This window comes from Streptomyces griseiscabiei (genome assembly GCF_020010925.1).
Taxonomy (GTDB): Bacteria; Actinomycetota; Actinomycetes; order Streptomycetales; family Streptomycetaceae; genus Streptomyces; species Streptomyces griseiscabiei.
In genome coordinates, this window is record NZ_JAGJBZ010000002.1 from 195,226 (window position 1) to 217,286 (window position 22,061).

23 protein-coding genes are annotated in these 22,061 nt (G+C 71.8%); 14 read left to right on the forward strand and 9 right to left on the reverse strand.

Features of this window, described 5'->3' with window-relative positions; all coding sequences use genetic code 11:
* Nucleotides 1-42: 42 nt before the first annotated feature.
* Complete coding sequence (locus J8M51_RS18440; RefSeq protein WP_086761294.1) at nucleotides 43-393, forward strand: DivIVA domain-containing protein; 351 nt, start codon at nucleotides 43-45, stop codon at nucleotides 391-393.
* Complete coding sequence (locus tag J8M51_RS18445) at nucleotides 390-977, forward strand: DNA-3-methyladenine glycosylase I (protein WP_216590567.1); 588 nt, start codon at nucleotides 390-392, stop codon at nucleotides 975-977. The genes J8M51_RS18440 and J8M51_RS18445 overlap by 4 nt, the downstream gene beginning before the upstream one ends.
* Nucleotides 978-1,174: 197 nt before the next feature.
* On the opposite strand, the gene chcB is transcribed toward J8M51_RS18445, so the two are convergent.
* Nucleotides 1,175-1,966 carry a 2-cyclohexenylcarbonyl CoA isomerase gene (gene chcB / locus J8M51_RS18450; RefSeq protein ID WP_086755379.1) on the reverse strand — a complete coding sequence of 264 codons (792 nt, stop codon included), beginning with the start codon at nucleotides 1,964-1,966 and terminating at the stop codon, nucleotides 1,175-1,177.
* Between the two features lie 375 nt (nucleotides 1,967-2,341).
* On the opposite strand from chcB, the gene J8M51_RS18455 reads away from it, so the two are divergent.
* Nucleotides 2,342-2,509 (forward strand): DUF3117 domain-containing protein, encoded by a 168-nt coding sequence (locus tag J8M51_RS18455; protein ID WP_003966491.1) that lies wholly within the window; start codon nucleotides 2,342-2,344, stop codon nucleotides 2,507-2,509.
* Nucleotides 2,510-2,645: 136 nt separating this feature from the next.
* On the opposite strand, the gene J8M51_RS18460 is transcribed toward J8M51_RS18455, so the two are convergent.
* Nucleotides 2,646-3,323, reverse strand: a complete 678-nt coding sequence (locus J8M51_RS18460) for an O-methyltransferase (RefSeq protein WP_308114307.1) — start codon at nucleotides 3,321-3,323, stop codon at nucleotides 2,646-2,648.
* Nucleotides 3,324-3,630: 307 nt separating this feature from the next.
* Here J8M51_RS18460 and sigE point away from each other — a divergent pair, with 307 nt between their 5' ends.
* The 5 genes from sigE to J8M51_RS18485 all read left to right on the forward strand — a co-directional run bounded on the left by sigE (nucleotide 3,631) and on the right by J8M51_RS18485 (nucleotide 9,800).
* Nucleotides 3,631-4,332 (forward strand): RNA polymerase sigma factor SigE, encoded by a 702-nt coding sequence (gene sigE, locus J8M51_RS18465; protein WP_086755380.1) that lies wholly within the window; start codon nucleotides 3,631-3,633, stop codon nucleotides 4,330-4,332.
* The gene (locus tag J8M51_RS18470) at nucleotides 4,329-5,540 is read left to right on the forward strand and encodes an anti-sigma factor family protein (protein ID WP_086755381.1); all 1,212 of its coding nucleotides are present in this window, start codon (nucleotides 4,329-4,331) and stop codon (nucleotides 5,538-5,540) included. Before sigE ends, J8M51_RS18470 begins: the two co-directional genes overlap by 4 nt.
* 142 nt (nucleotides 5,541-5,682) lie before the next feature.
* Nucleotides 5,683-8,088, forward strand: coding sequence for a S1C family serine protease (locus J8M51_RS18475; RefSeq protein WP_179203060.1), 2,406 nt, complete (start codon nucleotides 5,683-5,685; stop codon nucleotides 8,086-8,088).
* Between the two features lie 234 nt (nucleotides 8,089-8,322).
* Entirely contained in the window at nucleotides 8,323-8,799 is a 477-nt protein-coding gene (locus J8M51_RS18480; RefSeq protein ID WP_086755382.1) for a sec-independent translocase, read from the forward strand.
* Between the two features lie 329 nt (nucleotides 8,800-9,128).
* Nucleotides 9,129-9,800 (forward strand): hypothetical protein, encoded by a 672-nt coding sequence (locus J8M51_RS18485; protein WP_179203061.1) that lies wholly within the window; start codon nucleotides 9,129-9,131, stop codon nucleotides 9,798-9,800.
* Between the two features lie 153 nt (nucleotides 9,801-9,953).
* On the opposite strand, the gene J8M51_RS18490 is transcribed toward J8M51_RS18485, so the two are convergent.
* Genes J8M51_RS18490 through J8M51_RS18500 form a run of 3 tightly spaced genes read right to left on the reverse strand, consistent with a single transcriptional unit; the run spans nucleotide 9,954 to nucleotide 13,120 of the window.
* Nucleotides 9,954-11,087 (reverse strand): Mrp/NBP35 family ATP-binding protein, encoded by a 1,134-nt coding sequence (locus J8M51_RS18490; protein WP_086755384.1) that lies wholly within the window; start codon nucleotides 11,085-11,087, stop codon nucleotides 9,954-9,956.
* A gap of 43 nt (nucleotides 11,088-11,130) precedes the next feature.
* Nucleotides 11,131-11,829: a DUF1003 domain-containing protein gene (locus tag J8M51_RS18495; RefSeq protein ID WP_086755385.1), complete on the reverse strand. Its 699-nt coding sequence runs from the start codon at nucleotides 11,827-11,829 to the stop codon at nucleotides 11,131-11,133.
* Nucleotides 11,819-13,120: a magnesium transporter MgtE N-terminal domain-containing protein gene (locus J8M51_RS18500; protein WP_086755386.1), complete on the reverse strand. Its 1,302-nt coding sequence runs from the start codon at nucleotides 13,118-13,120 to the stop codon at nucleotides 11,819-11,821. The genes J8M51_RS18495 and J8M51_RS18500 overlap by 11 nt, the downstream gene beginning before the upstream one ends.
* Nucleotides 13,121-13,296: 176 nt before the next feature.
* Between J8M51_RS18500 and J8M51_RS18505 the strand changes: the two genes are divergently transcribed.
* Complete coding sequence (locus J8M51_RS18505; protein ID WP_086755387.1) at nucleotides 13,297-14,052, forward strand: hypothetical protein; 756 nt, start codon at nucleotides 13,297-13,299, stop codon at nucleotides 14,050-14,052.
* 92 nt (nucleotides 14,053-14,144) lie between these two features.
* On the opposite strand, the gene J8M51_RS18510 is transcribed toward J8M51_RS18505, so the two are convergent.
* Together J8M51_RS18510 and J8M51_RS18515 are read right to left on the reverse strand one after the other, a co-directional pair.
* Complete coding sequence (locus J8M51_RS18510) at nucleotides 14,145-14,693, reverse strand: hypothetical protein (protein ID WP_398856408.1); 549 nt, start codon at nucleotides 14,691-14,693, stop codon at nucleotides 14,145-14,147.
* Between the two features lie 41 nt (nucleotides 14,694-14,734).
* Nucleotides 14,735-15,859: a magnesium and cobalt transport protein CorA gene (locus J8M51_RS18515; protein WP_086755388.1), complete on the reverse strand. Its 1,125-nt coding sequence runs from the start codon at nucleotides 15,857-15,859 to the stop codon at nucleotides 14,735-14,737.
* A 576-nt stretch (nucleotides 15,860-16,435) separates the two neighbouring features.
* Between J8M51_RS18515 and J8M51_RS18520 the strand changes: the two genes are divergently transcribed.
* From J8M51_RS18520 to J8M51_RS18535, 4 genes are all read left to right on the forward strand, one after another.
* Nucleotides 16,436-17,020, forward strand: coding sequence for a suppressor of fused domain protein (locus J8M51_RS18520; RefSeq protein WP_086755389.1), 585 nt, complete (start codon nucleotides 16,436-16,438; stop codon nucleotides 17,018-17,020).
* A 253-nt stretch (nucleotides 17,021-17,273) separates the two neighbouring features.
* Nucleotides 17,274-17,915 carry a DUF6758 family protein gene (locus tag J8M51_RS18525; protein WP_086755390.1) on the forward strand — a complete coding sequence of 214 codons (642 nt, stop codon included), beginning with the start codon at nucleotides 17,274-17,276 and terminating at the stop codon, nucleotides 17,913-17,915.
* Nucleotides 17,916-18,122: 207 nt separating this feature from the next.
* Nucleotides 18,123-18,983: a PHP domain-containing protein gene (locus tag J8M51_RS18530; RefSeq protein WP_086755391.1), complete on the forward strand. Its 861-nt coding sequence runs from the start codon at nucleotides 18,123-18,125 to the stop codon at nucleotides 18,981-18,983.
* Between the two features lie 95 nt (nucleotides 18,984-19,078).
* The gene (locus J8M51_RS18535; RefSeq protein WP_086755392.1) at nucleotides 19,079-19,684 is read left to right on the forward strand and encodes a MarC family protein; all 606 of its coding nucleotides are present in this window, start codon (nucleotides 19,079-19,081) and stop codon (nucleotides 19,682-19,684) included.
* A 59-nt stretch (nucleotides 19,685-19,743) separates the two neighbouring features.
* On the opposite strand, the gene J8M51_RS18540 is transcribed toward J8M51_RS18535, so the two are convergent.
* The gene (locus tag J8M51_RS18540) at nucleotides 19,744-19,896 is read right to left on the reverse strand and encodes a hypothetical protein (RefSeq protein WP_086755393.1); all 153 of its coding nucleotides are present in this window, start codon (nucleotides 19,894-19,896) and stop codon (nucleotides 19,744-19,746) included.
* Between the two features lie 237 nt (nucleotides 19,897-20,133).
* Between J8M51_RS18540 and J8M51_RS18545 the strand changes: the two genes are divergently transcribed.
* A complete protein-coding gene (locus J8M51_RS18545; RefSeq protein WP_179203062.1) occupies nucleotides 20,134-21,039 on the forward strand; it encodes an NYN domain-containing protein in 906 nt (301 codons plus the stop codon).
* Between the two features lie 34 nt (nucleotides 21,040-21,073).
* On the opposite strand, the gene J8M51_RS18550 is transcribed toward J8M51_RS18545, so the two are convergent.
* Nucleotides 21,074-21,961: an alpha/beta fold hydrolase gene (locus J8M51_RS18550; RefSeq protein ID WP_086755395.1), complete on the reverse strand. Its 888-nt coding sequence runs from the start codon at nucleotides 21,959-21,961 to the stop codon at nucleotides 21,074-21,076.
* Between the last annotated feature and the right edge of the window lie 100 nt (nucleotides 21,962-22,061).

Here is a 22,061-nt window from a genome sequence, read left to right on the forward strand (position 1 = left end):
CATGGCACGATCGGAGCCGAACACAGTCGAGGGGACCCAGCGATGTTCATGTTCTTGTTCCTGGTCGTCGCGCTCGCCGTCGTGGTCGCCGCGGTGACGCTCGCCGTCGTCGGCGGCGGCGACAACGCGGTGCTGCCGGAGGCCGAGGGCGAGCGGCTCCAGGACCCGCTCCCGGCGGACCGCCCGGTGAACCGCGCGGACGTCGAGGCGCTCCGCTTCCCGGTCGCCGTCCGCGGCTACCGCATGGTGGACGTGGACGACGCCCTCGGCCGCCTCAGCGCCGAGATCGCCGAGCGGGACGCCCGGATCGCCGACCTGGAGTCCGCGCTCGCGGGCGCCCGGACGGCTTCCGCGATCACGCTGGACAAGCCGGAGGAGGGCGACCACCGATGAGCGACGGCACCGCCCTGGCCGGCGCCGACGGCGCGCTGCGCTGCCCCTGGGCCCTGTCCACCGAGGACTACGTGGCGTACCACGACGAGGAGTGGGGCCGCCCGGTGCACGGCGACGACGCCCTGTACGAGCGGCTCTGCCTGGAGGCCTTCCAGTCCGGCCTCTCCTGGATCACCATCCTGCGCCGCCGCGAGGGCTTCCGCTCCGCCTTCGCCGACTTCAAGATCGCCTCGGTCGCCGACTTCACGGCGGCCGACCAGGAGCGCCTGCTCGGCGACCCCGGCATCATCCGCAACCGCGCCAAGATCGAGGCGACGATCGCCAACGCCCGCGAGCTGTCCACCTGGGCCCCCGGCGAGCTGGACGAGCTGATCTGGTCCCACGCCCCGGACCCGGCGACCCGCCCGGCCCCCGCCACCCTCGCGGACGTCCCGGCCGTCACCCCCGAGTCCACGGCCCTCTCCAAGTCCCTCAAGAAGCGAGGCATCCGCTTCGTCGGCCCCACGACGGCGTACGCCCTGATGCAGGCGTGCGGCCTGGTGAACGACCACTTGGAGGCATGCGTGGCCAGGAGCGCCCCTTAGGTGGTGTCCGCACAGTCCCGCCTGCCCCGCGACGCCCGGCACGCTCCCCCAGTCTCGGCTGCGCTCGACCGGGAGGTACCCCCACGACGCCGCGGGGCCCGCCCTCCGGGCGGACCACGGGACTGTGCGGACACGACGTAGGGCCGCGGGGAACCACGCGATCGACCACACCGGACCCGCGGTTCCCCACCCCGTCCTCAGCGACCCAGATACCTGGGCTCCTCCTTGTCGACGAACGCCCGCACGGCGATCCGGTGGTCCTCCGACGCCCCCGCCCGGGTCTGCAGCTCGTCCTCCTTCTCCAGCGTCTCGGCCAGTGAGTGGGAGAACCCGTACGCCACCGCCTCCTTGATCGCCGCGTACGCCACCGTCGGCCCCCCGGCCAGCATCCGCGCCACCTCCTCGGCGGCGGTGTGCAGCGAGTCCGCCGGGACGATCCGGTTCGCGATGCCCAGCTCGTACGCCTCCTGGGCCTTGATGCTGCGCGGGAACAGCAGCAGATCGGCGGCCCGGCCGGGGCCGATCACCCGCGGCAGGGTCCAGGACACCCCGGAGTCCGCGGTGAGCGCGACCCCGGCGAAGGAGGTGTTGAAGGACGCGGTCTCGGCGACCACCCGGTAGTCCGCCGCGAGCGCGAACCCGAGACCGGCACCGGCGGCGACGCCGTTCACCCCGGCCACCACGGGCTTCGCCATCCCGGTGAGCGCCTTCACCACCGGGTTGTAGTGCTCCTTGACCGTGCTCATGACCTGCCCGGAGCCCTCGACCAGCAGCCCGATGTGCTCCTTCAGGTCCTGCCCCACACAGAACGCCCGGTCCCCGGCCGCCGTCAGCAGCACCGCCCGTACGGCGTCGTCCCCGGCGGCGGCCTCCACGGCCTCCCGCAGGGCCACCTTCGCCGCGATGTTCAGCGCGTTCATCGCCTCGGGGCGGTTCAGCGTGATCGTCGCGAGTCCGTCGTGCACCTCGTAGAGCACGGTGTCGGCCATGGTGGTTCCCCTCCGGTGTCGCGGCTCGTGACGTACTGGTCGGTACGCCCTCGTCACAGCACAGCATGGCGGAGTTCCCGGACCCCGACCGGTGCCGGACGTGTGACCTGCGTCAAAGAATCACCAATGGCCGAGCGCCGGCCCGGGACCGTGTGGTGGCGCAGTATCGCAGTCACATCGCCGAATTGGGTGGTTTTGCTCGCGCGCGTTGCCCAAGCGATGCCGACCGATGTTGGTCATCGGGTCATGAGATGCGGGATAATGGCCTGGAAGCAATGTGTTCGATGCCGGTGTCGCGTGTCCCCAGGTGGGCCCGCGCCTGCCCTCCCGGGCCGTCGGCTTGGCGATGAGCTGGTTTCAGGAAGGGGTACGAGCATGGCGGCCATGAAGCCGCGGACGGGCGATGGCCCGCTCGAGGTGACCAAGGAGGGGCGGGGCATCGTCATGCGCGTTCCGCTCGAAGGCGGCGGGCGGCTCGTCGTCGAGCTGACCCCTGACGAGGCCGACGCCCTCGGCGACGCCCTCAAGAAGGTCGTCGGCTGACGCGCGTAGCGACCATACCCTTTCAGTTGCCCCGGCACCGCCGCACTCGGCGGTGCCGGGGCGCTGTTGTGCCGGGGTGAGGAAGAAGGGGGCGCCGGGGGAGCGCAGGAGGGCCGGTCGCGCCCAGAGGGATGGCTCAGCGCTTGACCGCGCACAGCAGGCCGTCGCCCACCGGGAGCAGGGAGGGCACCAGTTCGGGGCTCTCCCGGACCGTGCGCAGCAGCTCCCGCAGACGTATGACCTCGGTCGGCTGCGGGTTCGAGTCCACGGTGCGGCCACTGGCGAAGACACCCTCGAAGGCGACCAGCCCACCGGGTCTGAGCAGACGCAACGATTCAGCGAGATAGTCGAGGCACTCCAGCCGGTCGCCGTCGCAGAAGACCAGGTCGTACCCGGAGTCCGCGAGCCGGGGCAGCACGTCCAGCGCGTGGCCCGGGATGAAGCGCGCGCGGTTGCTGGCGAAGCCGGCCGCGCGGAACGCCTGCCGGGCGAACTGCTGGTGCTCCGGCTCCGGATCCACCGTGGTCAGCACCCCGTCCGGCCGCATGCCGTGCAGCAGATGGATCCCGGAGACACCGGTCCCGGTCCCGATCTCCGCCACCGCCTTCGCGTCCACGGTGGCGGCGAGCACCCGCAGCGCGGCGCCCGTGCCGGGCGACACCGAGCGCAGCCCTGCCTCCCGGGCCCGTTCGCGGGCCCAGCGCAGCGCGTCGTCCTCGGCGACAAAGGCGTCGGCGAACGCCCAGCTCGTCAGCCGGTTGCCGGTAATGACCCTCTCCTTATGTCCCCGTGGGTTGCCTGGGCGTGACTGTATCCGTTGCCGTCGGGAACCTGCTGATGGGACCGGTCGTTTAAAGGGATGAGTGAGTGACGGGGGCCGCGACGGGGGGCACGGGATGGATCGGACCGGTGAGCGGGCGCGGGCATCGACGCAGGTGTCGGCACGGGTGCTGCCCAAGTCCTATGAGCCGGATCGGCCGTATGAGCCGTATCGGCGCACATCAATTTCTTATAAAACCGCTTATCCGGAGCTAACGGGCGAGGTGGCTATGGTAGGGGCTCCACTGGACACCACCAGAGCCGACAGGGGAGGTGCGGTCGCGCCTGTGGATCGGGGAGGAGTGCTACGGCGCTTTCTCGGATCGGCGGGCAGGCCGAAATCCGTGAACGACACCGCTGACCACAGCCACGCCGCCGTCGCACAGACCGCGACCTTCACCACGGACGCGCACGCACAGGCGTGGACTCCGCCCACCTGGGAGGAGATCGTCAGCACCCACAGCGGCCGCGTCTACCGGCTCGCCTACCGTCTGACCGGCAACCAGCACGACGCCGAGGACCTCACCCAGGAGGTCTTCGTCCGCGTCTTCCGCTCCCTGTCGACCTACACGCCCGGCACCTTCGAGGGCTGGCTGCACCGCATCACCACCAACCTCTTCCTGGACATGGTCCGGCGCAAGCAGCGCATCCGCTTCGACGCCCTCGGGGACGACGCGGCCGAGCGCCTGCCCAGCCGCGAGCCCACCCCGCAGCAGATCTTCAACGACGCGCACTTCGACGCCGACGTCCAGCAGGCCCTCGACACCCTGGCGCCCGAGTTCCGCGCCGCCGTCGTCCTCTGCGACATCGAGGGACTGTCGTACGAGGAGATCGCCGCGACCCTGGGCGTCAAGCTCGGCACGGTCCGCTCCCGGATCCACCGCGGCCGCTCCCAGCTCCGCAAGGCCCTCGCGCACCGCTCCCCGGAGGCCCGGGCCGAGCAGCGCCGCGGGTTCACGGTGCCGCGGGTGCCCGTGCTGGGAGGAGGGGGCGCGACCGCGTGAGTGGATCCCGTCCCACACCTGCCGAGCAGCACCTGGGAGACCGTCTCTCCGCCCTGGTCGACGGAGAGCTCGGTCATGAGGCGCGCGACCGCGTCCTGGCACATCTCGCCACCTGCGCGAAGTGCAAGACGGAGGCGGACGAACAGCGCCGTCTGAAGAACGTCTTCGCGGAGGTCGCCCCGCCACCTCCCTCCGAGAGCTTCCTGGCCCGGCTCCAGATGCTCCCGGCGGGCGGCGACGGCGGTTCGCCGCTGCCCGGCGGCTTCGGCGGAAGACTCGGGGGCACGGCCGGCGGGCCGGGACTGCCCGTGGACCCGTCCGACTCCCGGGACTTCGCCGACTTCGGTGTCTTCGGACCCGGTGGCGACTCCTTCGGATACATCCCGTCGGGACCACACGGCGGCGCGCTGACGCCGTCGGAGGGCCGCGGGCCGCTCGGCGGCCGAGGAGCCTCCGGCGGCCGTGGGTTCCTCGGTGACCGGGGCTTCCTGGGCGGACGAGGATTCCTCGGCGACCGCGGAGTGCTGGGCGACCGCGGCTTCCTGGGCGGCGGACGCGGCCTCTCCGGCTCCGGGGACGCCGACGGCCGCGAGGACCGCGAGGAGAGAGCCGCCGACGACAGCGCGGACCGCCGGGTCACCGGCGACCGTGGCTTTCGGATCCATGACGTGAGCCGGCAGGAGGCCGAGCGCTCCGCCTCACGCGGCATGCGGTTCGCCTTCGTGGCGGCCGGCGCCGTCTCGCTGGCCGCGATCGCCCTGGGCGGTGTGACCAACGGGATGCCCGTCGAGACGGCGGACGCCCGTGGCGGCACCGGCTCCGGCAGCAATGTCACCCCGCTGCGGACCCAGGCCTCGGGCACGGTTCCGCAGCCCGAGGCCCAGCGCCGCCGGGGAGCCGTGGTGCCGCTGCTCGGACAGGGCCAGCACTCCCTGCGCGAGGTGCCCGTCGCTCCGACGGAGATCTCCGCGCCCCTGCTGCCCGGGGTCCCCGCCCCGGCCGGGCAGGACCGCCGGGAGATCCACCCGCTGACCGCGCCCGCGTCGGCCGGCGCCACCGTGATGTCCCCGCTCATACGTCCGCTCACCGCCGCGCCTCTGCTGCGGCTGACCGACTGGTCCCCGGCCCCCGAGCTGACCGGACCGGGTCTGCTGACGGCTCCCGACACCACCTCGTCTCCCACACCCACCTCGCCCGTCCTCCGCTGACCCCGAGTTCTGCGCACCGGCCCGCGAACCTGGTTGAATCCAGAGTGGGCCGTGTCCGCTCGGGCCGGTTCCGGCCCGCGGCACTCGGTGAACGGTGGGCGGCGGGCCCGTCCTCGGGGCGGGCCCTAGGTGTGGGGAGAACATGAACGAGGGGAAGCCCACGAAGGCGAAATGGTGGAGCCGCCCCCGAGCGCACGGCGCGACGGGGGCCGGGACGACGGGGGAACACGTCGGGGAGGGCGAAGGGTTGGCCGCGGGGTTGTCCGCCGGGGCGGTTCGCGAAGAAAACCCCGAGGGCGACTTCGAGTTGGAGCGTCCGGCACCGGTGACGGCACCTGCCTCCGGCGAGGACGGCATTCGGGCCGAGACCGGCTCGGACCCGGGCGCCGACTTCGAACTGGCCCGCCCGGCCGCCGAATCCCCGCTCCGTTCCCGTTCCCGCTCCACGTCCCTCGCCGACGTGGCCACCGGCGCGGACGGCGACTTCGAACTGGAGCGACCGGCTCCGCCGGACGCGGGTCCGGATGCAGGTCCGGGTGTGGTTCTGGATGCGGCGGCCGATGGCGACTCGTCGGCCGGCTCGGGCGGTTCATCGGCCCGTTCCGGTGACGTGTCGGTCGGGTCGGGTGCCGCGTGGGTCGACCTCTACCGGTCGGCGGCAGGGCCCGGTGTCGCGGAAGCCCGGTCAGGCGGCTCGTCGGCCGACGCCGCCGAGGTCGGTGCCGGTGCGGTCGCCGCCACCGCTGCGGCCGTCCACGCGACCGGCGTCGTGGACGCGGTCGCCGTCGCCGAGGCCCGGCCCACCGGCGCGCAGGGTGCCCTGAGCGCCCCTGACGCGCCCTCTGAGCGCCCCAGGCCGCTGCACACCCCCGATCCCTACGGCACGCCGCCGTACGGCGAGCCCGGCCCCTGGGCGCCCGCTCCGCCGGTCCAGCACCCGGCGACGACCCCCGCCCACGGCACGGACGTGCGGCCGGCGTCATCCGCGCACGACGTACCCGCGATGGCGGGGGCGTCGGCGCACACCGACGCGACCTCGCCGGTGCCCCCGGCCCACGGCACCGCCGTACCGTCGACCGCCGCGACGTCCGGCCCCGAGGTGTCCCAGCCTCCCGGGGCCTCCTACGCGTATCCGTCCCAGCCGGGCCCGCCGCCGTACGGGGACTCGGCGCAGGCGGTGCCGCCTCCCTACGCGGGCGGGCCCCGGCCGGTGCCGCCGCCGTACGCGGGTGGGGCCGAGCACGCGCAGCACCCGCGGCCCAGGCAGCCCTCGCAGGTCGCTGGAGGCCATCAGCCCCCGGCGGCGTATGCCGAGGTCGGGCACGCCCCGCACGCCGGGGTAGGGACGGCGCCGGGGCCCTGGCAGAACTACGACCCCTGGGCCGGATCGGGGTCGTTGCAGCAGAACGGGGCCGCGGTGGACGGCGGCACCCGGCGCCGGGGGCGGGGGAAGGTCCTGTTGGTCGGGGCCGTGCTGATCGCCGTCGTGGCCGGAGGCATCGGCGGAGCCGTGGGCGCGTATCTGGAGCGCAACGGCGGAGTCGGGGCGATCGAACTGCCGCAGACCAGCGACGGCGTGACGGGCCGGGCACCCGACAGCGTCGCCGGGATCGCCGCCCGCGCGCTGCCCGGCGTCGTCACCCTCCATGTGAGCGGGGACAGCGCGCAGGGCACCGGCACCGGGTTCGTCCTCGACGAGCGCGGCCACATCCTCACCAACAACCACGTCGTCGACCCCGCCGGCACGAACGGCGACATATCCGTGACGTTCAGCGGCGGCGAGACCGCCAAGGCCACCGTCGTCGGCCGGGACACCGGCTACGACCTGGCCGTCGTCAAGGTGTCCGGCGTCACCGGACTCGATCCGCTGCCCCTCGGCAACTCCGAGGAGGTCCGGGTCGGCGACCCGGTCGTCGCGATCGGCGCCCCCTTCGACCTGGCCAACACCGTCACCTCCGGCATCATCAGCGCCAAGGAGCGGCCCATCACGGCCGGCGGCGAGAGCGGCGACGTGAGTGACGTGTCGTACGTGGACGCGCTGCAGACCGACGCGCCCATAAACCCGGGGAACTCCGGCGGCCCCCTCCTCGACGGCAAGGGCCGGGTGATCGGCATCAACAGCGCCATCCGCTCGGCCGGCAGCGGCTCCGAGTCGGACGGCGGGCAGGCCGGTTCGATCGGGCTCGGCTTCGCGATTCCCATCAACCAGGGCAAGCGCGTCGCCGAGGAGCTGATCAACACCGGCAAGGCCACCCATCCGGTGATCGGTGTCACCCTCGACATGGACTACTCGGGTGACGGCGCCCGGGTCGGCGACGAGAGCGACGGCGACGGCACCGGGGTGACCTCGGGCGGACCCGCCGACCGTGCGGGCATCCGCTCCGGCGACGTCATCACCGCGGTCGACGGCCAGCGCGTCCACTCCGGCGACGAGCTGATCGTCAAGGTCCGCGCCCACCGCCCCGGCGACCGCCTGGAACTCACCCTCCGGCGCGACGGCGGGGAGCGCACGGTCACCCTCACCCTCGGCTCGTCCGGCGGCGCCTGACCTCGGCACCGCGGCCAGGACGGCGGGGCGTACTGACAGCAACTTCACAGGAGGGGGGCCCGCACCCCCTCCTGTCAGGCAAACAGCTGGGAAAACCCTTCGCCGGGGTGCGGTCCGGAGCCGTCCGACGGTACCGGTTCGACGGGATCGCCGGGTACCGTGGATCCGGCCCGGACCACGGAAGACCTGCCGAGGCCCGAGGATCGGGACCGAGGACATCGCAAGGAGCTTCAGGTGTTCAATGACATAGGTGCGCTCGAGGTGGTGACGCTCGTCGTCCTCGCCGTGCTCGTCTTCGGTCCGGACAAGCTCCCGAAGGTGATCCAGGACATCACGCGGACCATCCGCAAGATCCGCGAGTTCTCGGACAGCGCCAAGGCGGACATCCGCAGTGAACTGGGACCGGAGTTCAAGGACTTCGACTTCGAGGACCTCAACCCCAAGACGTTCATCCGCAAGCAGCTGGACAACGACGAGCTGGGGCTGAAGGAGATCCGCAACGGCTTCGACCTGAAGAAGGAGATGGCCGAGCTGACGGACGCGGTCCACGGCCGCGAGTCCGAGTCGGCGTCCTCGTCGTCGTCCTCTTCCACCGCCGCCATCGGGTCCGGCTCCGAGGGTCCCGGGTCCGGCTCGTCCGGCGGAACCATCGACATGACCAAGAAGCCCGAGCGGGACGAGCGTCCGCCGTACGACATGGACGCCACCTGAGTCGTACGCCCGCACCGGGCGCCCGGCCGCCGCGTGTGCTGCCGTCGTGCGCCCGCGAGGCGTCCGTACCGCTTCCGGCCTGCCCTTTCGTGCCGTACGCCCGTGTGTCGCCGCTCCCTCGGACGTGATGCGATTCATACCGTGACACCCCCTCGTACGGCCCGAAGCCGCCCGTACGCCGTCCCACGCGCCGGGCGCTTTCCCTGCTGCTCGGAGAGCTGTGGCTATGCTGCCCAGTTGTTGTGCGGACCGTAGGAGAGCGAGCGACGACGCCCGAGGGGGGCGGGCGGCCGCTCCGGTCCGTCGAGAGCGAGGAGGCGTCCGGGCACATGGAGACGACGAGTCGGGTAGGCGCGCAGGCGTCGGCCGCGGAGGGCGGACAACAGGTCCCCTCCGCCCGCCGCACGGTCGACGGCTATCTGCTGGCGCCCTTCCCCTGGTACGGCCTCGACGAGGCCTTCACGGGACCGCGCTGGCTGATGCAGGTCGGTACGTCGGCGGAAGGAGCCGTCGAGCACGGTTCGATCGGACACGGCGACGAGCCCTCGGTGCGCAACGAGTACACCGCCGGGTCGGACGACGAGACCAAGGAGCGGTTCGCGGTCGTGGTGACCGTCGCGGCGAACCCGTCCCGGCGCAGCGCCGACGGTACGGGGCTGCTGGAGGCCACGTCGGTCTCCTCGGCGGCGTGGCTCGCGGGTGTGGGGCTGCTGTCCTTCACCTGGCCCGGACAGCTGGACCACTCCCTGCGGGACGACTGGCTGGACCAGCAGACCGAGGCGGCGTGGGTGCTGGCGGACGACCTCGCCGGCGAGGACTGGTCGACGCTGTCCCTGCCCGTGGACGGGGTTCCCACGCCGTTCCACTACCGCGAGTCCGAGTTCGGGTGGGTGCTCGCCGGGTCCACCTCGGAAGGGGTGCACGTGGGGGCGTACGGGCGTGGGATGAGCGCGTACGGTCTTGGCTTCGCCGTGGTCAAGGACATCGAGGCGTACGCATAGGGGAAAGGGCACCGCTGCGTTGTGCTGCGGTGCCCTTCTTCGCGGTGGGGGCTCCGGTGGTTCGGGGACTGCGGGCTCGTCGTGGCTTGCCGCGCAGTTCCCCGCGCCCCTTCCGGGGCCGCCCCTGGCTTCGGCAGGCGCCCTGGAGCAGCCCTAGAACTTGTTCCTCGGGGTGATTCCCAGGCTCATGCCCGACAGGCCGCGCTGGCGGCCTCCCAGCTTGCCCGCGATGGCGCGCAGGGCGGAGCCGGCGGGGGAGTCGGGGTCGGAGAGGACGACCGGGCGGCCGTCGTCGCCGCCCTCGCGGAGGCGGACGTCGATCGGGATGGAGCCGAGGACCGGGACGGTGGCGCCGGTGGTGCGGGTGAGGCCGTCGGCGACGGTCTGGCCGCCGCCCGTGCCGAAGACGTCGACCATCTCGTCGCAGTGCGGGCAGGGCAGGCCCGCCATGTTCTCGACGACACCGACGATCTTCTGGTGGGTCTGCACGGCGATGGACCCGGCGCGCTCGGCGACCTCGGCCGCCGCCTGCTGAGGGGTCGTCACGACGAGGATCTCGGCGTTCGGGACCAGCTGGGCCACCGAGATGGCGATGTCGCCCGTGCCCGGCGGGAGGTCGAGGAGCAGGACGTCCAGGTCGCCCCAGTAGACGTCCGAGAGGAACTGCTGCAGCGCCCGGTGCAGCATCGGGCCGCGCCAGACGACCGGGGTGTTGCCCGGGGTGAACATACCGATCGAGATGACCTTCACGCCGTTCGCGGACGGCGGCATGATCATGTTCTCGACCTGGGTGGGGAGGCCGTCGGCGCCCAGCATGCGGGGCACGGAGTGGCCGTAGATGTCGGCGTCGACGACACCGACCTTGAGGCCGTCGGCGGCCATGGCCGCCGCCAGGTTCACCGTCACCGAGGACTTGCCGACACCGCCCTTGCCGGAGGCGACGGCGTACACGCGCGTGAGGGAGCCGGGCTTGGCGAACGGGACCTCGCGCTCGGCCTGGCCGCCGCGCAGGGCGCCCGCCAGTTCCTTGCGCTGCTCGTCGCTCATGACGTCCAGCTCGACGTCGACGCGGGTGACACCCTCGACGGCCGCGACCGCGTCGGTCACGCGCTGGGTGATCGTGTCGCGCATGGGGCAGCCGGAGACGGTCAGGTACACCGCGACCGCGACCGCTCCGTCCGCACCGATCTCCACCGACTTGACCATCCCGAGTTCGGTGATGGGGCGGTTGATCTCGGGGTCGTTCACCGTCGACAGTGCTTCGCGCACCGCGTCTTCCGTAGCCATAGGGTCGATGGTACGGCGACCCGCGGGGCCCCTGGGAGCCCCGTCAGCGGTCGCCCATGTCACGTCCGCGCGGGTGCTCCGACGGGAATACGGTCCGCACCGCGCGCGGCCCCTCGCCGTCGTGCTCCTGCAGCTCCCTGACCAGGTCATGGAGCTCCGAGCGCAGCCAGTCGCGGGTGGCGACCTCGCCGAGACCGATCCGCAGCGCGGCGATCTCCCGGGTCAGATACTCGGTGTCGGCGATCGACCGCTCGTTCTGCTTGCGGTCCTGTTCGAGGTTGACCCGGTCGCGGTCGTCCTGGCGGTTCTGCGCGAGCAGGATCAGGGGGGCGGCGTACGAGGCCTGCAGGGAGAGCATCAGGGTCAGGAAGATGAAGGGGTAGGTGTCGAAGCGCAGGTCGCGCGGGGCGGAGACGTTCCACACCACCCACAGGATGATCACGACGGTCATCCAGACGAGGAACGTGCCGGTCCCCAGGAACCGGGCGATCCGCTCCGAGAGCCGTCCGAAGGCCTCCGGATCCCACTCGGGCAGCAGCCTCGCCCGGCGCGGCAGCGGCTGGTCGAGCCGTGTACGCGGGCGGGCGGTGGCTCCGGCGAGCGTGCGCTCCCGCGCGGGCGACCCGGAGGACGACGGTGCGCGCTCGCGTACGCCCGCGCTGGAGTGGGCCCGTTCCCGCCCCGGCGTGCGCCCTCCGGGGCGCCCGTCGCGCCCTTCGCGCTTGTTCCGCTCAGAGATCATCGGCGGCCCCCTCGTCGTCGGTCACGCCGTCGTCCTCGTGCAGATGGAACTCCGTCTCCCGCCAGTCCTCGGGCAGCATGTGGTCCAGGACGTCGTCCACGGTCACCGCGCCCAGCAGCGACCCGCTCTCGTCGACCACGGGCGCCGCGACCATGTCGTACGTCGCGAAGAACCCGGCGACGGCCCGCAGCGCGGCCTCCGGGTCCAGCGGCTGGAGGCTGTCGTCGAGGATCGAGCTGACCAGCGTGTACGGCGGGTCCCGCAGCAGCCGCTGGAAGTGCACCGTGCCGAGGTACTTGCCCGTCGGGGTCTCGTCGGGCGGCCGGCACACGTACACCTGGGCGGCGAGCGCGGGGGACAGGTCGGCGTTGCGGACCCGGGCGAGCGCGTCGGCGACGGTCGCGTCCGGGCGCAGCACGATCGGCTCGGTGGTCATCAGACCGCCGGCCGTCTTCTCCTCGTACGCCATGAGCCGCCGTACGTCCGCCGCGTCGTCCGGCTGCATCAGTGTCAGCAGGCGTTCCTGCTCCTCCTCCGGTAGCTCGGCGAGGAGGTCGGCGGCGTCGTCCGGGTCCATGGCCTCCAGGACGTCGGCGGCCCGCTCCTCCTTGAGCTTGCCGAGGATCTCGATCTGGTCGTCCTCGGGCAGCTCCTCCAGGACGTCGGCGAGCCGGTCGTCGTCGAGGGCGGCGGCGACCTCGGCCCGGCGCTTGGGGGAGAGGTGGTGCAGCACATTGGCGAGGTCGGCCGGGCGGAGCTGCTCGAAGGTGGCGAGGAGGTTCTCGGCGCCCTGCCCGTGCTCCTCCAGCGAGAACCCGGTGACCGCCGACCACTCCACGGTCAGCGTCTCGCCCTTGTGCCGCCGGAAGGCTCCGCCCTTGCCCTTGCGGACGAACACCCGGTCGATCTCCCAGTCCCGGCGGGCCGGCAGCTGCTGCACCGAGATGTCGAGGACGGACACCTCCTCGCCGGTCTCGACGAGGGTCACGCGCCGGTCCAGCAGTTCGCCGACGACCAGCCGCTCGGTGGGCCGCTGTTCGAACCGGCGCACGTTCAGGACGCCGGTGGTGATGACCTGGCCGGACTCGATGCCGGTGACCCGGGTCATGGGCAGGAAGATCCGGCGGCGGGTGGACAGTTCGACGACCAGACCGAGCAGGCGCGGCGGTTTGCGTCCCACCCGCAGGATGGCCACCAGGTCGCGGACGCGGCCCACCTGGTCGCCGTTGGGGTCGAAGACGGCGACGCCGGAGAGGTGGGAGACGAAGATCCGGGGCGCCACCGCCGCCATGAGCCGCCCCTTTCCTTCCCGTCGCGAGGGGATTGTCCGCCGAGGAGGGCTTCAGGCTAGCCCGTCCCGATCGGATATGCCCTGGTGAGCGGTGCGGACGGACTGGCTCCGAGGCGGGCCGGGACCCCCGGTACTCTGCGGTACGCCTGGACTCCCCACGAAGAGGTGCATCGCCTGTGACTGTGATTCCCCGTACCCGAAGGGCCGCACTGGTGAGCGCCGTCTGCACCCTCGTGGCGAGCGGGCTGGGGCTCACCGGATGCGCCGAGGATCCCAACGAGGGGACGAACGGGGTCGGCAAGCTGGAGCCCGCGAAGATCCAGAGCACCACCAGGGCGGCGGCCACGGCGGCGGACACGGTCCGGCTGTCCGGGGCCGTGGTGACCAGCGGCAAGACCTACAAGCTGGACATGCGCCTGAAGGAGGACGGCGGCACGGGTTCGGTGACGGTGGAGGGTTCGACCTTCCGGCTGCTGAAGGTCGACGAGCACCTCTTCCTCAAGGCCGACAAGGACTTCTGGGACCACCAGGACTCGGGGAAGGACGACGGCGACGAGGACTCCGAGGCGGCAGCGGCGGACAAGCTCGACGGCATGTACGTGAAGGTGCCGACCGGCGATCCGGCCTACAAGCGCTTCAGCGGCTTCACCGACAAGGACGTCCTCCTCAACAGCCTTCTCACCCTGCACGGCACGCTGTCCACCGACGGCCACCACGAGCAGTCCGGCACCCGCACCATCCGCATCACCGGCGACAAGGGCTCCGGCGGCACCCTCGACGTCTCCCTCGAAGGCACCCCCTACCCCCTCCGCCTCGTCCGCGCCGGCGACGCCGGAACCATCCTCCTCACCGACTGGGGCAAGGACTTCACCCTGGAGGAACCGGACGAGAAGTCGGTGGTGGACTACGGCAAGCAGCTGCCTACGTCATAGGTGTCACAGGGCCGGGACGCGCCGTGCGCGCTCCGGCCGTACTGGGAGGGGCGGCTGCCCGGCGTCGGTCGGCCACGCCCGGGGACCGGTCCTCAGCGCTCTCGCCTGCGGCGGCCGAAGAGGAGGCGCGGTACGGCCGCCGGGATCGGTTGACGGGTCGTCGCGGGCGTGGGGAGCGGGGCCTCCGCGAGGTCGCCGTCGGGCAGCGGCAGGGTCGATCCCGTCGGCCTCAGACGGAGCACCCGGCACTCGCGGGCCCAGCGGGCCGGCATCGCCTCACCGTCGGGGGCGTTGAGGCGCTTGCCCTTCAGCTCGGCCACGACGGTTTCCCACTCGGCGGATCCGGGGGCCAGTTCGACGACGTCCGCGGCCCAGCTGACCAGCCGCCCGCCCTTGTCCTTGCTGCGGACGGTCACCACCGCCGAGCCCCCGTCGATCAGCTCCGGCAACGGCTGCTCCCCGGGCCCGTCGCCGACCACACACGCCGCGCCCTCGTGCCAGACGTGCCACAGGGCGCGCGACGCGGCACCCTGCCCCCGCACCCAGACGAGCCCGGACTTCTTGGTGGCCTCTTCGACGAGGGCCTGATCGAACAGGGCGTCGGCGGTCAGCGCGTCGGCGCCCGGCGAGTCGGCGGTCATGGGGGCAGCCTAACGGCGCCCCCACGGCACGCCCCGCGGGCCTACAGCCACCCGTTCCGCTTCAGCGTCCGGTGGATGCCGAGGCAGAGCGCGACCGTGACGCCGAGGACCACCGGGTAGCCGTACTTCCAGTGCGTCTCCGGCATGTAGTCGAAGTTCATGCCGTAGACGCCGCACACCATCGTCGGGACGGCGATGATGGCCGCCCACGAGGTGATCTTGCGCATGTCCTCGTTCTGCGCGACGGAGGCCTGCGCCAGGTTCGCCTGGAGGATCGAGTTGAGGAGTTCGTCGAAGCCGACGACCTGCTCCTGCACGCGGGCGAGGTGGTCGGCGACGTCACGGAAGTACTTCTGGATGTCCGGGTCGATCAGCCGCATCGGCCGCTCGCTCAGCAGCTGCATGGGCCGCACGAGCGGCAGCACCGCGCGCTTGAACTCCATGACCTCGCGCTTGAGTTGGTAGATCCGGCCGGCGTCGGTGCCCCGCGGCGTGCCCTTGCGCCCGGGGGAGAACACCTCCGTCTCCACCTCGTCGATGTCGTCCTGCACGGCGTCGGCGACGGCCACGTACCCGTCCACGACGTGGTCGGCGATGGCGTGCAGCACGGCCGAGGGGCCCTTGGCGAGCAACTCCGGGTCGTCCTGCAGCCGGTGACGCAGCGCCCTGAGCGAACCCTGCCCGCCGTGCCGGACGGTGATGAAGAAGTCCCGCCCGGTGAAGCACATGACCTCGCCGGACTCCACGACCTCGCTGGTGGCGGTGAGTTCGTCGTGCTCGACGTAGTGGATGGTCTTGAAGACGGTGAACAGCGTGTCGTCGTAGCGCTCCAGCTTCGGCCGCTGGTGCGCGTGCACAGCGTCCTCCACGGCCAGCGGGTGCAGCCCGAACTCGGCGGCGATACCGGCGAATTCGGCCTCCGACGGCTCGTGCAGACCGATCCAGACGAAGCCGCCGTCCCGGCGCACCTGACGGATCGCCTCGTGCGGGGTCAGATGGCGCTCGAACGCGACCCGCGCCCCGTCGCGGTAGACGGCGCAGTCCACGACGGCCGTGACCGCCTCCGCCGGGCGCGTGGCGTCGTACACGCCGCCGTCCTTGCGCAGCGACAGACGCGAGGGGCGGGACGGGCGAACTGCGGCACGCAGGTTGTGGATCATCGACATGAGCGGGCTCCTTCGCAACGAAAGGCCGCCGACGACGGTTGGAACTACCCGGAATGAGGACGTTTTGACTACGGATGTTTGGCACGTCCACAAAGCGGGGAGCACCGCACCGTCGCGGTGACAGCTTCGCTTGATTCAGATGCGCTTGATTCAGATCAAGACGGGGATCAAGACGGGAAAGAAGTGCTCTTCCGATGCGCGACGACCGACGAGCGGCACGACGCGAGTGAGGGCGGCAGCCAGCGGAGCGAGAAATACGGCTACGACAAGAGCTACGGAACTCGGTGCGCGGAAGAGCGGGTAGTACTGCCAGGCCGACTTCGGTCCATCGCAGCCCCACCTCCTCCGGCCGGTCCCCCGTAAGGGACGTTCCATACCCCATCCGGGGTTCCCCGTAGGGGAGTCAGTCTTCTCGGTCCGGGACGCGAAGGCGTGAGAAGCAAGGAATGAGAAGCCTTGGGTGCGAGGCTTCTGTGTGCCGCACGCGTGCTGTCCCGACCGGCGGCCCAGACTAACAGTCGGCTGAAGTGTCAAGGCGCCCGTTTGCCGGTTCCTGACGAGTTCTATGCTCGCTCCATGGCTGATGTTCTTCCGTTGGTGGAGGCCCGTTTGCGCACCGCGCTGGGCGAACCGGACGCGCGCGCCGCGGTCACCTTCCTGGGCACGGACCGCTTCGAGGTGCTCCGTTTCACCGACGGCGACGTCGTCCGCTACGCCACGCTCGGCATGTCCGCCCAGCCGATGGCCGATCCCACCGCGACCCTCGCCGACCCCGTCGCGGGCCCCCGCGCCGAACTCGTCCTGTCCGTGCGGCACGGCCTCGCCGACACCGACAAGGTGCTCCGCCCGCTCGCCGTGCTCGCCGCGTCACCGCAGGTCGAGGGCGTGGTCGTGGCCCCTGGAGCCTCCCTCGACGTGGGCGCGCCGCTGTGGCCCGGCGCCCCCTTCACCTCCGTCCTCGTCGCCGAGTCCGGCGGCCTCGTCGAGGACCTCGAACTCGACGCCCCCGCCGACCCCGTACGGTTCCTGCCGCTCCTCCCGATGACCGCCAACGAGGCCGCCTGGAAGCGCGTGCACGGCGCCCAGGCCCTCCAGGAGCGCTGGCTCACCCAGGGGACGGACCTCCGCGACCCCGCCCGCAGATCGGCCTCCCTGGACTGACCGGCCACCCCGGCACCGGCTTCCTCGTGTGACGGACGGCACGCCGTACGTGACCGGAGGCGGCTCGCGAGGTGGCCGAAAACCACCGCTTCCCTTGGCTGTGTGGGCAGTTGATTCCCTTGGTCGGTCCGAGGGGCCGTCCGCCGTCCGGGGCCGGCGTTCGTGTGCGGTTCGTGCGCGGAATGTGACGCGCACACGCCGGACGGGTGATCGTCCTTGACGCGAGGAACCACGGGGAGGACCGTTGGGCCCTATGAGGGGCGAACCCAGTTGCCCGAAGTGTGGTGGCCGGGTCAGGGCTCCCGGCCTCTTTGCCGACTCCTGGCAGTGCACCGCGCACGGGACGGTGCACCCGCTGCAGCCCGTGATCCCGCCCAGCGTCGAGGCCCTCAGCGTCGTCGTGCACCGTGCCAAGGTGCCGGTCTGGATGCCGTGGCCGCTGCCCGTGGGCTGGCTGTTCACGGGCGCCGCCTTCGCCGGGGACGACCGCAGCGGCGGACGTGCCACCGCCGTCGCCTGTTCCGGACCCGGCCCGCTCGGGGGCGTCGGAGAACTCGTCCTCATCGCGGAGGAGCTCGGTGTCGGCCTCGGCTCGCGGTACGCGGGCATCGACGGGCCCGATCCCGGGCCGTATCTGAGCGTCGAGAAACCACCCCAGGCGAAGGTGCTCGCCGCCGGCCGGCCGACACCGCTCTGGCATGTCACCGGCACACCGGACGACCGCGCGGTCTTCGCGGGGGAGGCACTCGGGCTGTGGCTGTGGGCCATCGTCTGGCCCGAGCAGACCGGCCTGCTGATGTACGACGAGCTGGTGCTGACGGATCTGCGGGACGCGGGGGCGGAGGTGGAGCTGCTGCCGTGCGGGGCGCTGTCGCCGCGGATCCTGGAGCCTTAGGGCGCAAGGAGTCGTAGCGCACCTGGAGCCGTAGGGCGCTTGGTGGCTCGGTGGTTTGGTGGCCAGGGGGTGGGACGGCTGAGGCCCACCGTTCGTGCGCCTGCTGTAGGGGGCACCCAGGGGTTTCGGGTGTGACAGGAGTAGTCCGAAAGGGCGCTATCCTTGAGCGTCCGCTTCCCTTTCCCGTCCGCGCCTGGAGTCCGAGTCGTGCGTATCGATCTGCACTGCCACTCCACGGCCTCCGACGGTACGGACACCCCCGCCGAGCTGGTGCGGAAGGCGGGCGCGGCCGGTCTGGACGTCGTCGCGCTGACCGACCACGACACGACGCGCGGGCACGCCGAGGCGATCGCCGCGCTGCCGGAGGGGCTCACGCTGGTCACCGGCGCCGAGCTGTCGTGCCGTCTCGACGGCGTCAGCATGCATATGCTCGCCTATCTGTTCGACCCCGAGGAGTCCGAGCTGCTCGCCGAGCGCGAGCTGGTCCGGGACGACCGGGTGCCGCGGGCCCAGGGGATGATCGTCAAGCTGAACGAGCTGGGGGTGCCGGTCACCTGGGACCAGGTCGCGCGCATCGCCGCCGGCGGTTCCGTGGGCCGCCCGCATGTGGCCACCGCCCTCGTCGAGCTCGGCGTCGTGCCGACCGTCGGCGACGCCTTCACCGAGCAGTGGCTCGCCGACGGCGGCCGTGCGTATGTCGAGAAGCACGAGACCGACCCCTTCGAGGCGATCCGGCTGATCAAGGCCGCCGGGGGTGTCGCGGTCTTCGCCCACCCCGCCGCCGCCAAGCGCGGCCGGACCGTACCGGAGTCCGCCGTCGCCGAACTGGCCGCCGCCGGGCTCGACGGCATCGAGGTCGACCACATGGAGCACGACCCGGCGACCCGGGCACGGCTGCGCGGCCTCGCGAAGGAACTGGGGCTGCTCACCACGGGCTCCTCCGACTACCACGGCAGCCGCAAGACCTGCGTCCTCGGCGAGTACACGACCGACCCCGAGGTGTACGGGGAGATCACGCGCCGGGCCACCGGGGCGTTCCCCGTCCCGGGAACCGGCGGGGCCCGCTAGCGCTCTCCGGCCGCTCCCTCGGCGGCGGTACGCCCCCGGCGGCCTCCGGCCGCCCCTTTCCCTCGCCCTTCTCCCCTCCCTCGCAAGGCACCCTCGTGTTCGATCTCGCCGTCTTCGGTTCCCTCTTCCTCACCCTCTTCGTGATCATGGATCCCCCGGGGATCACCCCGATCTTCCTCGGCCTCACCGCCGGGCGGCCCGCCCGCACCCAGAAGCGGATGGCGTTCCAGGCCGTCTGTGTGGCCGGTGGTGTGATCACGGTCTTCGGGCTGCTGGGCCACCAGATCCTCGACTACCTGCATGTGTCCGTCCCGGCGCTGATGATCGCGGGTGGACTGCTGCTCCTGCTGATCGCGCTGGATCTGCTGACCGGCAAGACGGACGAGCCGAAGCAGACGAAGGACGTGAACGTCGCGCTCGTCCCGCTCGGGATGCCGCTGCTGGCCGGTCCCGGCGCCATCGTGTCGGTGATCCTGGCGGTGCAGAAGGCGGACGGCATGGCCGGCCAGGTCTCGGTGTGGGCCGCGATCCTGGCGATCCACGTCGTGCTGTGGCTGACGATGCGGTACTCGCTGCTGATCATCCGGGTCATCAAGGACGGCGGTGTGGTCCTGGTGACCCGGCTCGCGGGCATGATGCTCTCCGCGATCGCCGTGCAGCAGATCATCAACGGCGTCACCCAGGTCGTACAGGCTGCATAGCAGAGCCCCGTACGGCACCGATGCCGTACGGGGCTCCGAAGTGTGAACGGACCCGCGTCCTATGAGGCGGTCACGTCGGCCGGGCGGATCCACAGGCGCTGCCCGATGGCGGCGGCCTGCTGCACGATCCGGTTGACGGAGGCGGCGTCCACGACGGTGCTGTCCACGGGTGTGCCGCTGACGTCGTCGAGTCGCAGGATTTCGAAGCGCAAGGGCTTCTCCCTTCGTCTGGTCATCCTCCTGAGGAGAACTACTGGTGGTGGTTCGCGGGTCATCGGTGCCCGTGTTCCATGAGGAATCAACGGTATGCGTGTGACAAACATTCCTTACGCTAAGGAAAATTTTCGAGAAGCTAATTACTAGCCGGTAAGTGGTGGGGCGGGTATGTCTACCGACAGGCAGGAAGACTGATTGGGACCGGTTGTGTTCGCAGCGTGACCGCCGGGACAATGGACGCGATGAACGACGACCTCACGGCGCTCGGCGCCCGCATCGACCGTACGAACGAGCTGCTGCACCGCATGCTCGCCGAGGTGGCGAAGACACCCTCGACACACGCGATCTTCGTCGATGCGGGGTACCTGTACGCGGCCGTGGGACGGCTCGCGGCGGGGACGGAGGACCGGCGGTCCTTCGACCTGGACGCCGAGGGGCTCATCGACGCCCTGATCGACAAGGCGCGCACGATCTTCGCGGACAGCCGGCTGCTGCGGGTCTACTGGTACGACGGGGCCCGGCGCCGCATCCACACGGCGGAACAGCAGTCGATCGCCGAGCTGCCGGACGTGAAGGTGCGGCTCGGCAATCTCAACGCCAACAACCAGCAGAAGGGCGTCGACTCCCTCATCCGCACCGACCTGGAGTCACTGGCCCGGCACCGCGCGATCAGCGACGCGGCCCTGATCGGCGGCGACGAGGACCTGGTCTCGGCGGTCGAGGCCGCGCAGGGGTACGGGGCGAGGGTCCACCTGTGGGGCATCGAGGCCCCCGAGGGCCGCAACCAGGCCGAGCCGCTGCTCTGGGAGGTCGACAGCCAGCGGACCTTCGACCTCGACTTCTTCAAGCCGTACGTGTCGCGGCGGGCCGCCGCCTCCTACGACGCCCCCACCGGCACCCGCCCCACCCGCGAGGACGTCCGCTTCGTCGGCGCCCAGATCGCCGCGAAGTGGCTCGCCTCCCGGGGCCGGGAGACCTTGCAGGAACTGCTCCACGGCCACCCGTATCTGCCCGGCTCCGTCGACCAGGACCTGCTCGTCGAGGCGGAGGGACTGCTCCAGTACTCGCTGCGGGGGCAGGCGGACCTGAGGCGGGCGCTGCGGGACGGGTTCTGGGAGCACTTGCGCGCGCAGTACTAGGCGCGCTGGGGCCCCCGGGGTTCGCTGCCGCCGCTCAGCGGGCGATCCGGTCCCAGAAACCGATGAGGGCGTCGGCCGTCGCCTTCGGCTGGTCGGTGTTGGGGGAGTGCTCGGCGTCGCGGACGACGGTGCGGTGGGCCCGCAGCCGTACGGCCATGTCGTCGAGGAGCGGGATCGGCCAGGTGTCGTCGCGCTCACCTGACAGGACGTGCTTGGGCAGGTCCACGGCGGCGAGTTCGGCGACACGGTCGGGTTCCGCGCAGAGCTGGCGGCCGGTGGCGATGAGCTGGGCCGGGCTGGTGGCGAGCCAGCGGCGACGCAGGTCGTCACGGTCGTCCAGGCCCTCGTCGAGGGCGCCCGTCTCGGCCTCCTCCGGCTCGGGCGCCTCCATCGCCTGGATGGCGTCCCAGACCTGCTCCATGTCCATCACGGCCAGCGCGTCCCGCAACAGCTTCACGCGCTCCCGCTGGCCCACCGAGATCTGGGCGGGCCCCGAGGCCATCAGGGTGAGCGAGGCGAAGGGGCAGGCGACAGGGGAGGAGTCCAGCAGCAGGGCGGCGCGGGAGATCTGGCCGCCGAGGGAGTGGCCGACGAGGTGCAGCGGGCCGCCGTCCCGCACGGCCTCCGCCTGGGCGAGCAGATCCCTCGCCAACTCGGCCTGCGCGTAGGGCGCTTCGTCGTCCTCGGCCCCCGGGCTCTCGTACTGCCCCCGCCCGTCCACCGCCACCGACCGATACCCCGCCTCGGCCAACGGCTCGTGCAACGCGATGAAGTCCTCCTTGCTCCCGGTGAACCCCGGCACCAGCAGCACAGTCCCCTTCACCGCCACCCCCGCCTCGATCACGGCGAACTCGCCCCGCGGGGTACGCAGACGATGGGCCCGAGCACCGGGCGGCGGGGTGAAGCTAGGCGGACGACTCATGGGTGGAGGGTAACCGCCACGCCACGCCGTTGTCGGGTGCGGGTGGACGAGGCCCCTCAAGATCAAAAGCAAGGGGCGCAGCCCCTGCCCTTCAGGGGCG

Bases quoted from the DNA above. Each gene is read 5' to 3' on its own strand.
- J8M51_RS18440 (WP_086761294.1), top strand. From the start codon at position 43: ATGTTCATGTTCTTGTTCCTGGTCGTCGCGCTCGCCGTCGTGGTCGCC.
- J8M51_RS18445 (WP_216590567.1), top strand. From the start codon at position 390: ATGAGCGACGGCACCGCCCTGGCCGGCGCCGACGGCGCGCTGCGCTGC.
- chcB (WP_086755379.1), bottom strand. From the start codon at position 1,966: ATGGCCGACACCGTGCTCTACGAGGTGCACGACGGACTCGCGACGATC.
- J8M51_RS18455 (WP_003966491.1), top strand. From the start codon at position 2,342: ATGGCGGCCATGAAGCCGCGGACGGGCGATGGCCCGCTCGAGGTGACC.
- J8M51_RS18475 (WP_179203060.1), top strand. From the start codon at position 5,683: ATGAACGAGGGGAAGCCCACGAAGGCGAAATGGTGGAGCCGCCCCCGA.
- J8M51_RS18485 (WP_179203061.1), top strand. From the start codon at position 9,129: ATGGAGACGACGAGTCGGGTAGGCGCGCAGGCGTCGGCCGCGGAGGGC.
- J8M51_RS18490 (WP_086755384.1), bottom strand. From the start codon at position 11,087: ATGGCTACGGAAGACGCGGTGCGCGAAGCACTGTCGACGGTGAACGAC.
- J8M51_RS18495 (WP_086755385.1), bottom strand. From the start codon at position 11,829: ATGATCTCTGAGCGGAACAAGCGCGAAGGGCGCGACGGGCGCCCCGGA.
- J8M51_RS18500 (WP_086755386.1), bottom strand. From the start codon at position 13,120: ATGGCGGCGGTGGCGCCCCGGATCTTCGTCTCCCACCTCTCCGGCGTC.
- J8M51_RS18510 (WP_398856408.1), bottom strand. From the start codon at position 14,693: ATGACCGCCGACTCGCCGGGCGCCGACGCGCTGACCGCCGACGCCCTG.
- J8M51_RS18515 (WP_086755388.1), bottom strand. From the start codon at position 15,859: ATGTCGATGATCCACAACCTGCGTGCCGCAGTTCGCCCGTCCCGCCCC.
- J8M51_RS18520 (WP_086755389.1), top strand. From the start codon at position 16,436: ATGGCTGATGTTCTTCCGTTGGTGGAGGCCCGTTTGCGCACCGCGCTG.
- J8M51_RS18525 (WP_086755390.1), top strand. From the start codon at position 17,274: ATGAGGGGCGAACCCAGTTGCCCGAAGTGTGGTGGCCGGGTCAGGGCT.
- J8M51_RS18545 (WP_179203062.1), top strand. From the start codon at position 20,134: ATGGACGCGATGAACGACGACCTCACGGCGCTCGGCGCCCGCATCGAC.
- J8M51_RS18550 (WP_086755395.1), bottom strand. From the start codon at position 21,961: ATGAGTCGTCCGCCTAGCTTCACCCCGCCGCCCGGTGCTCGGGCCCAT.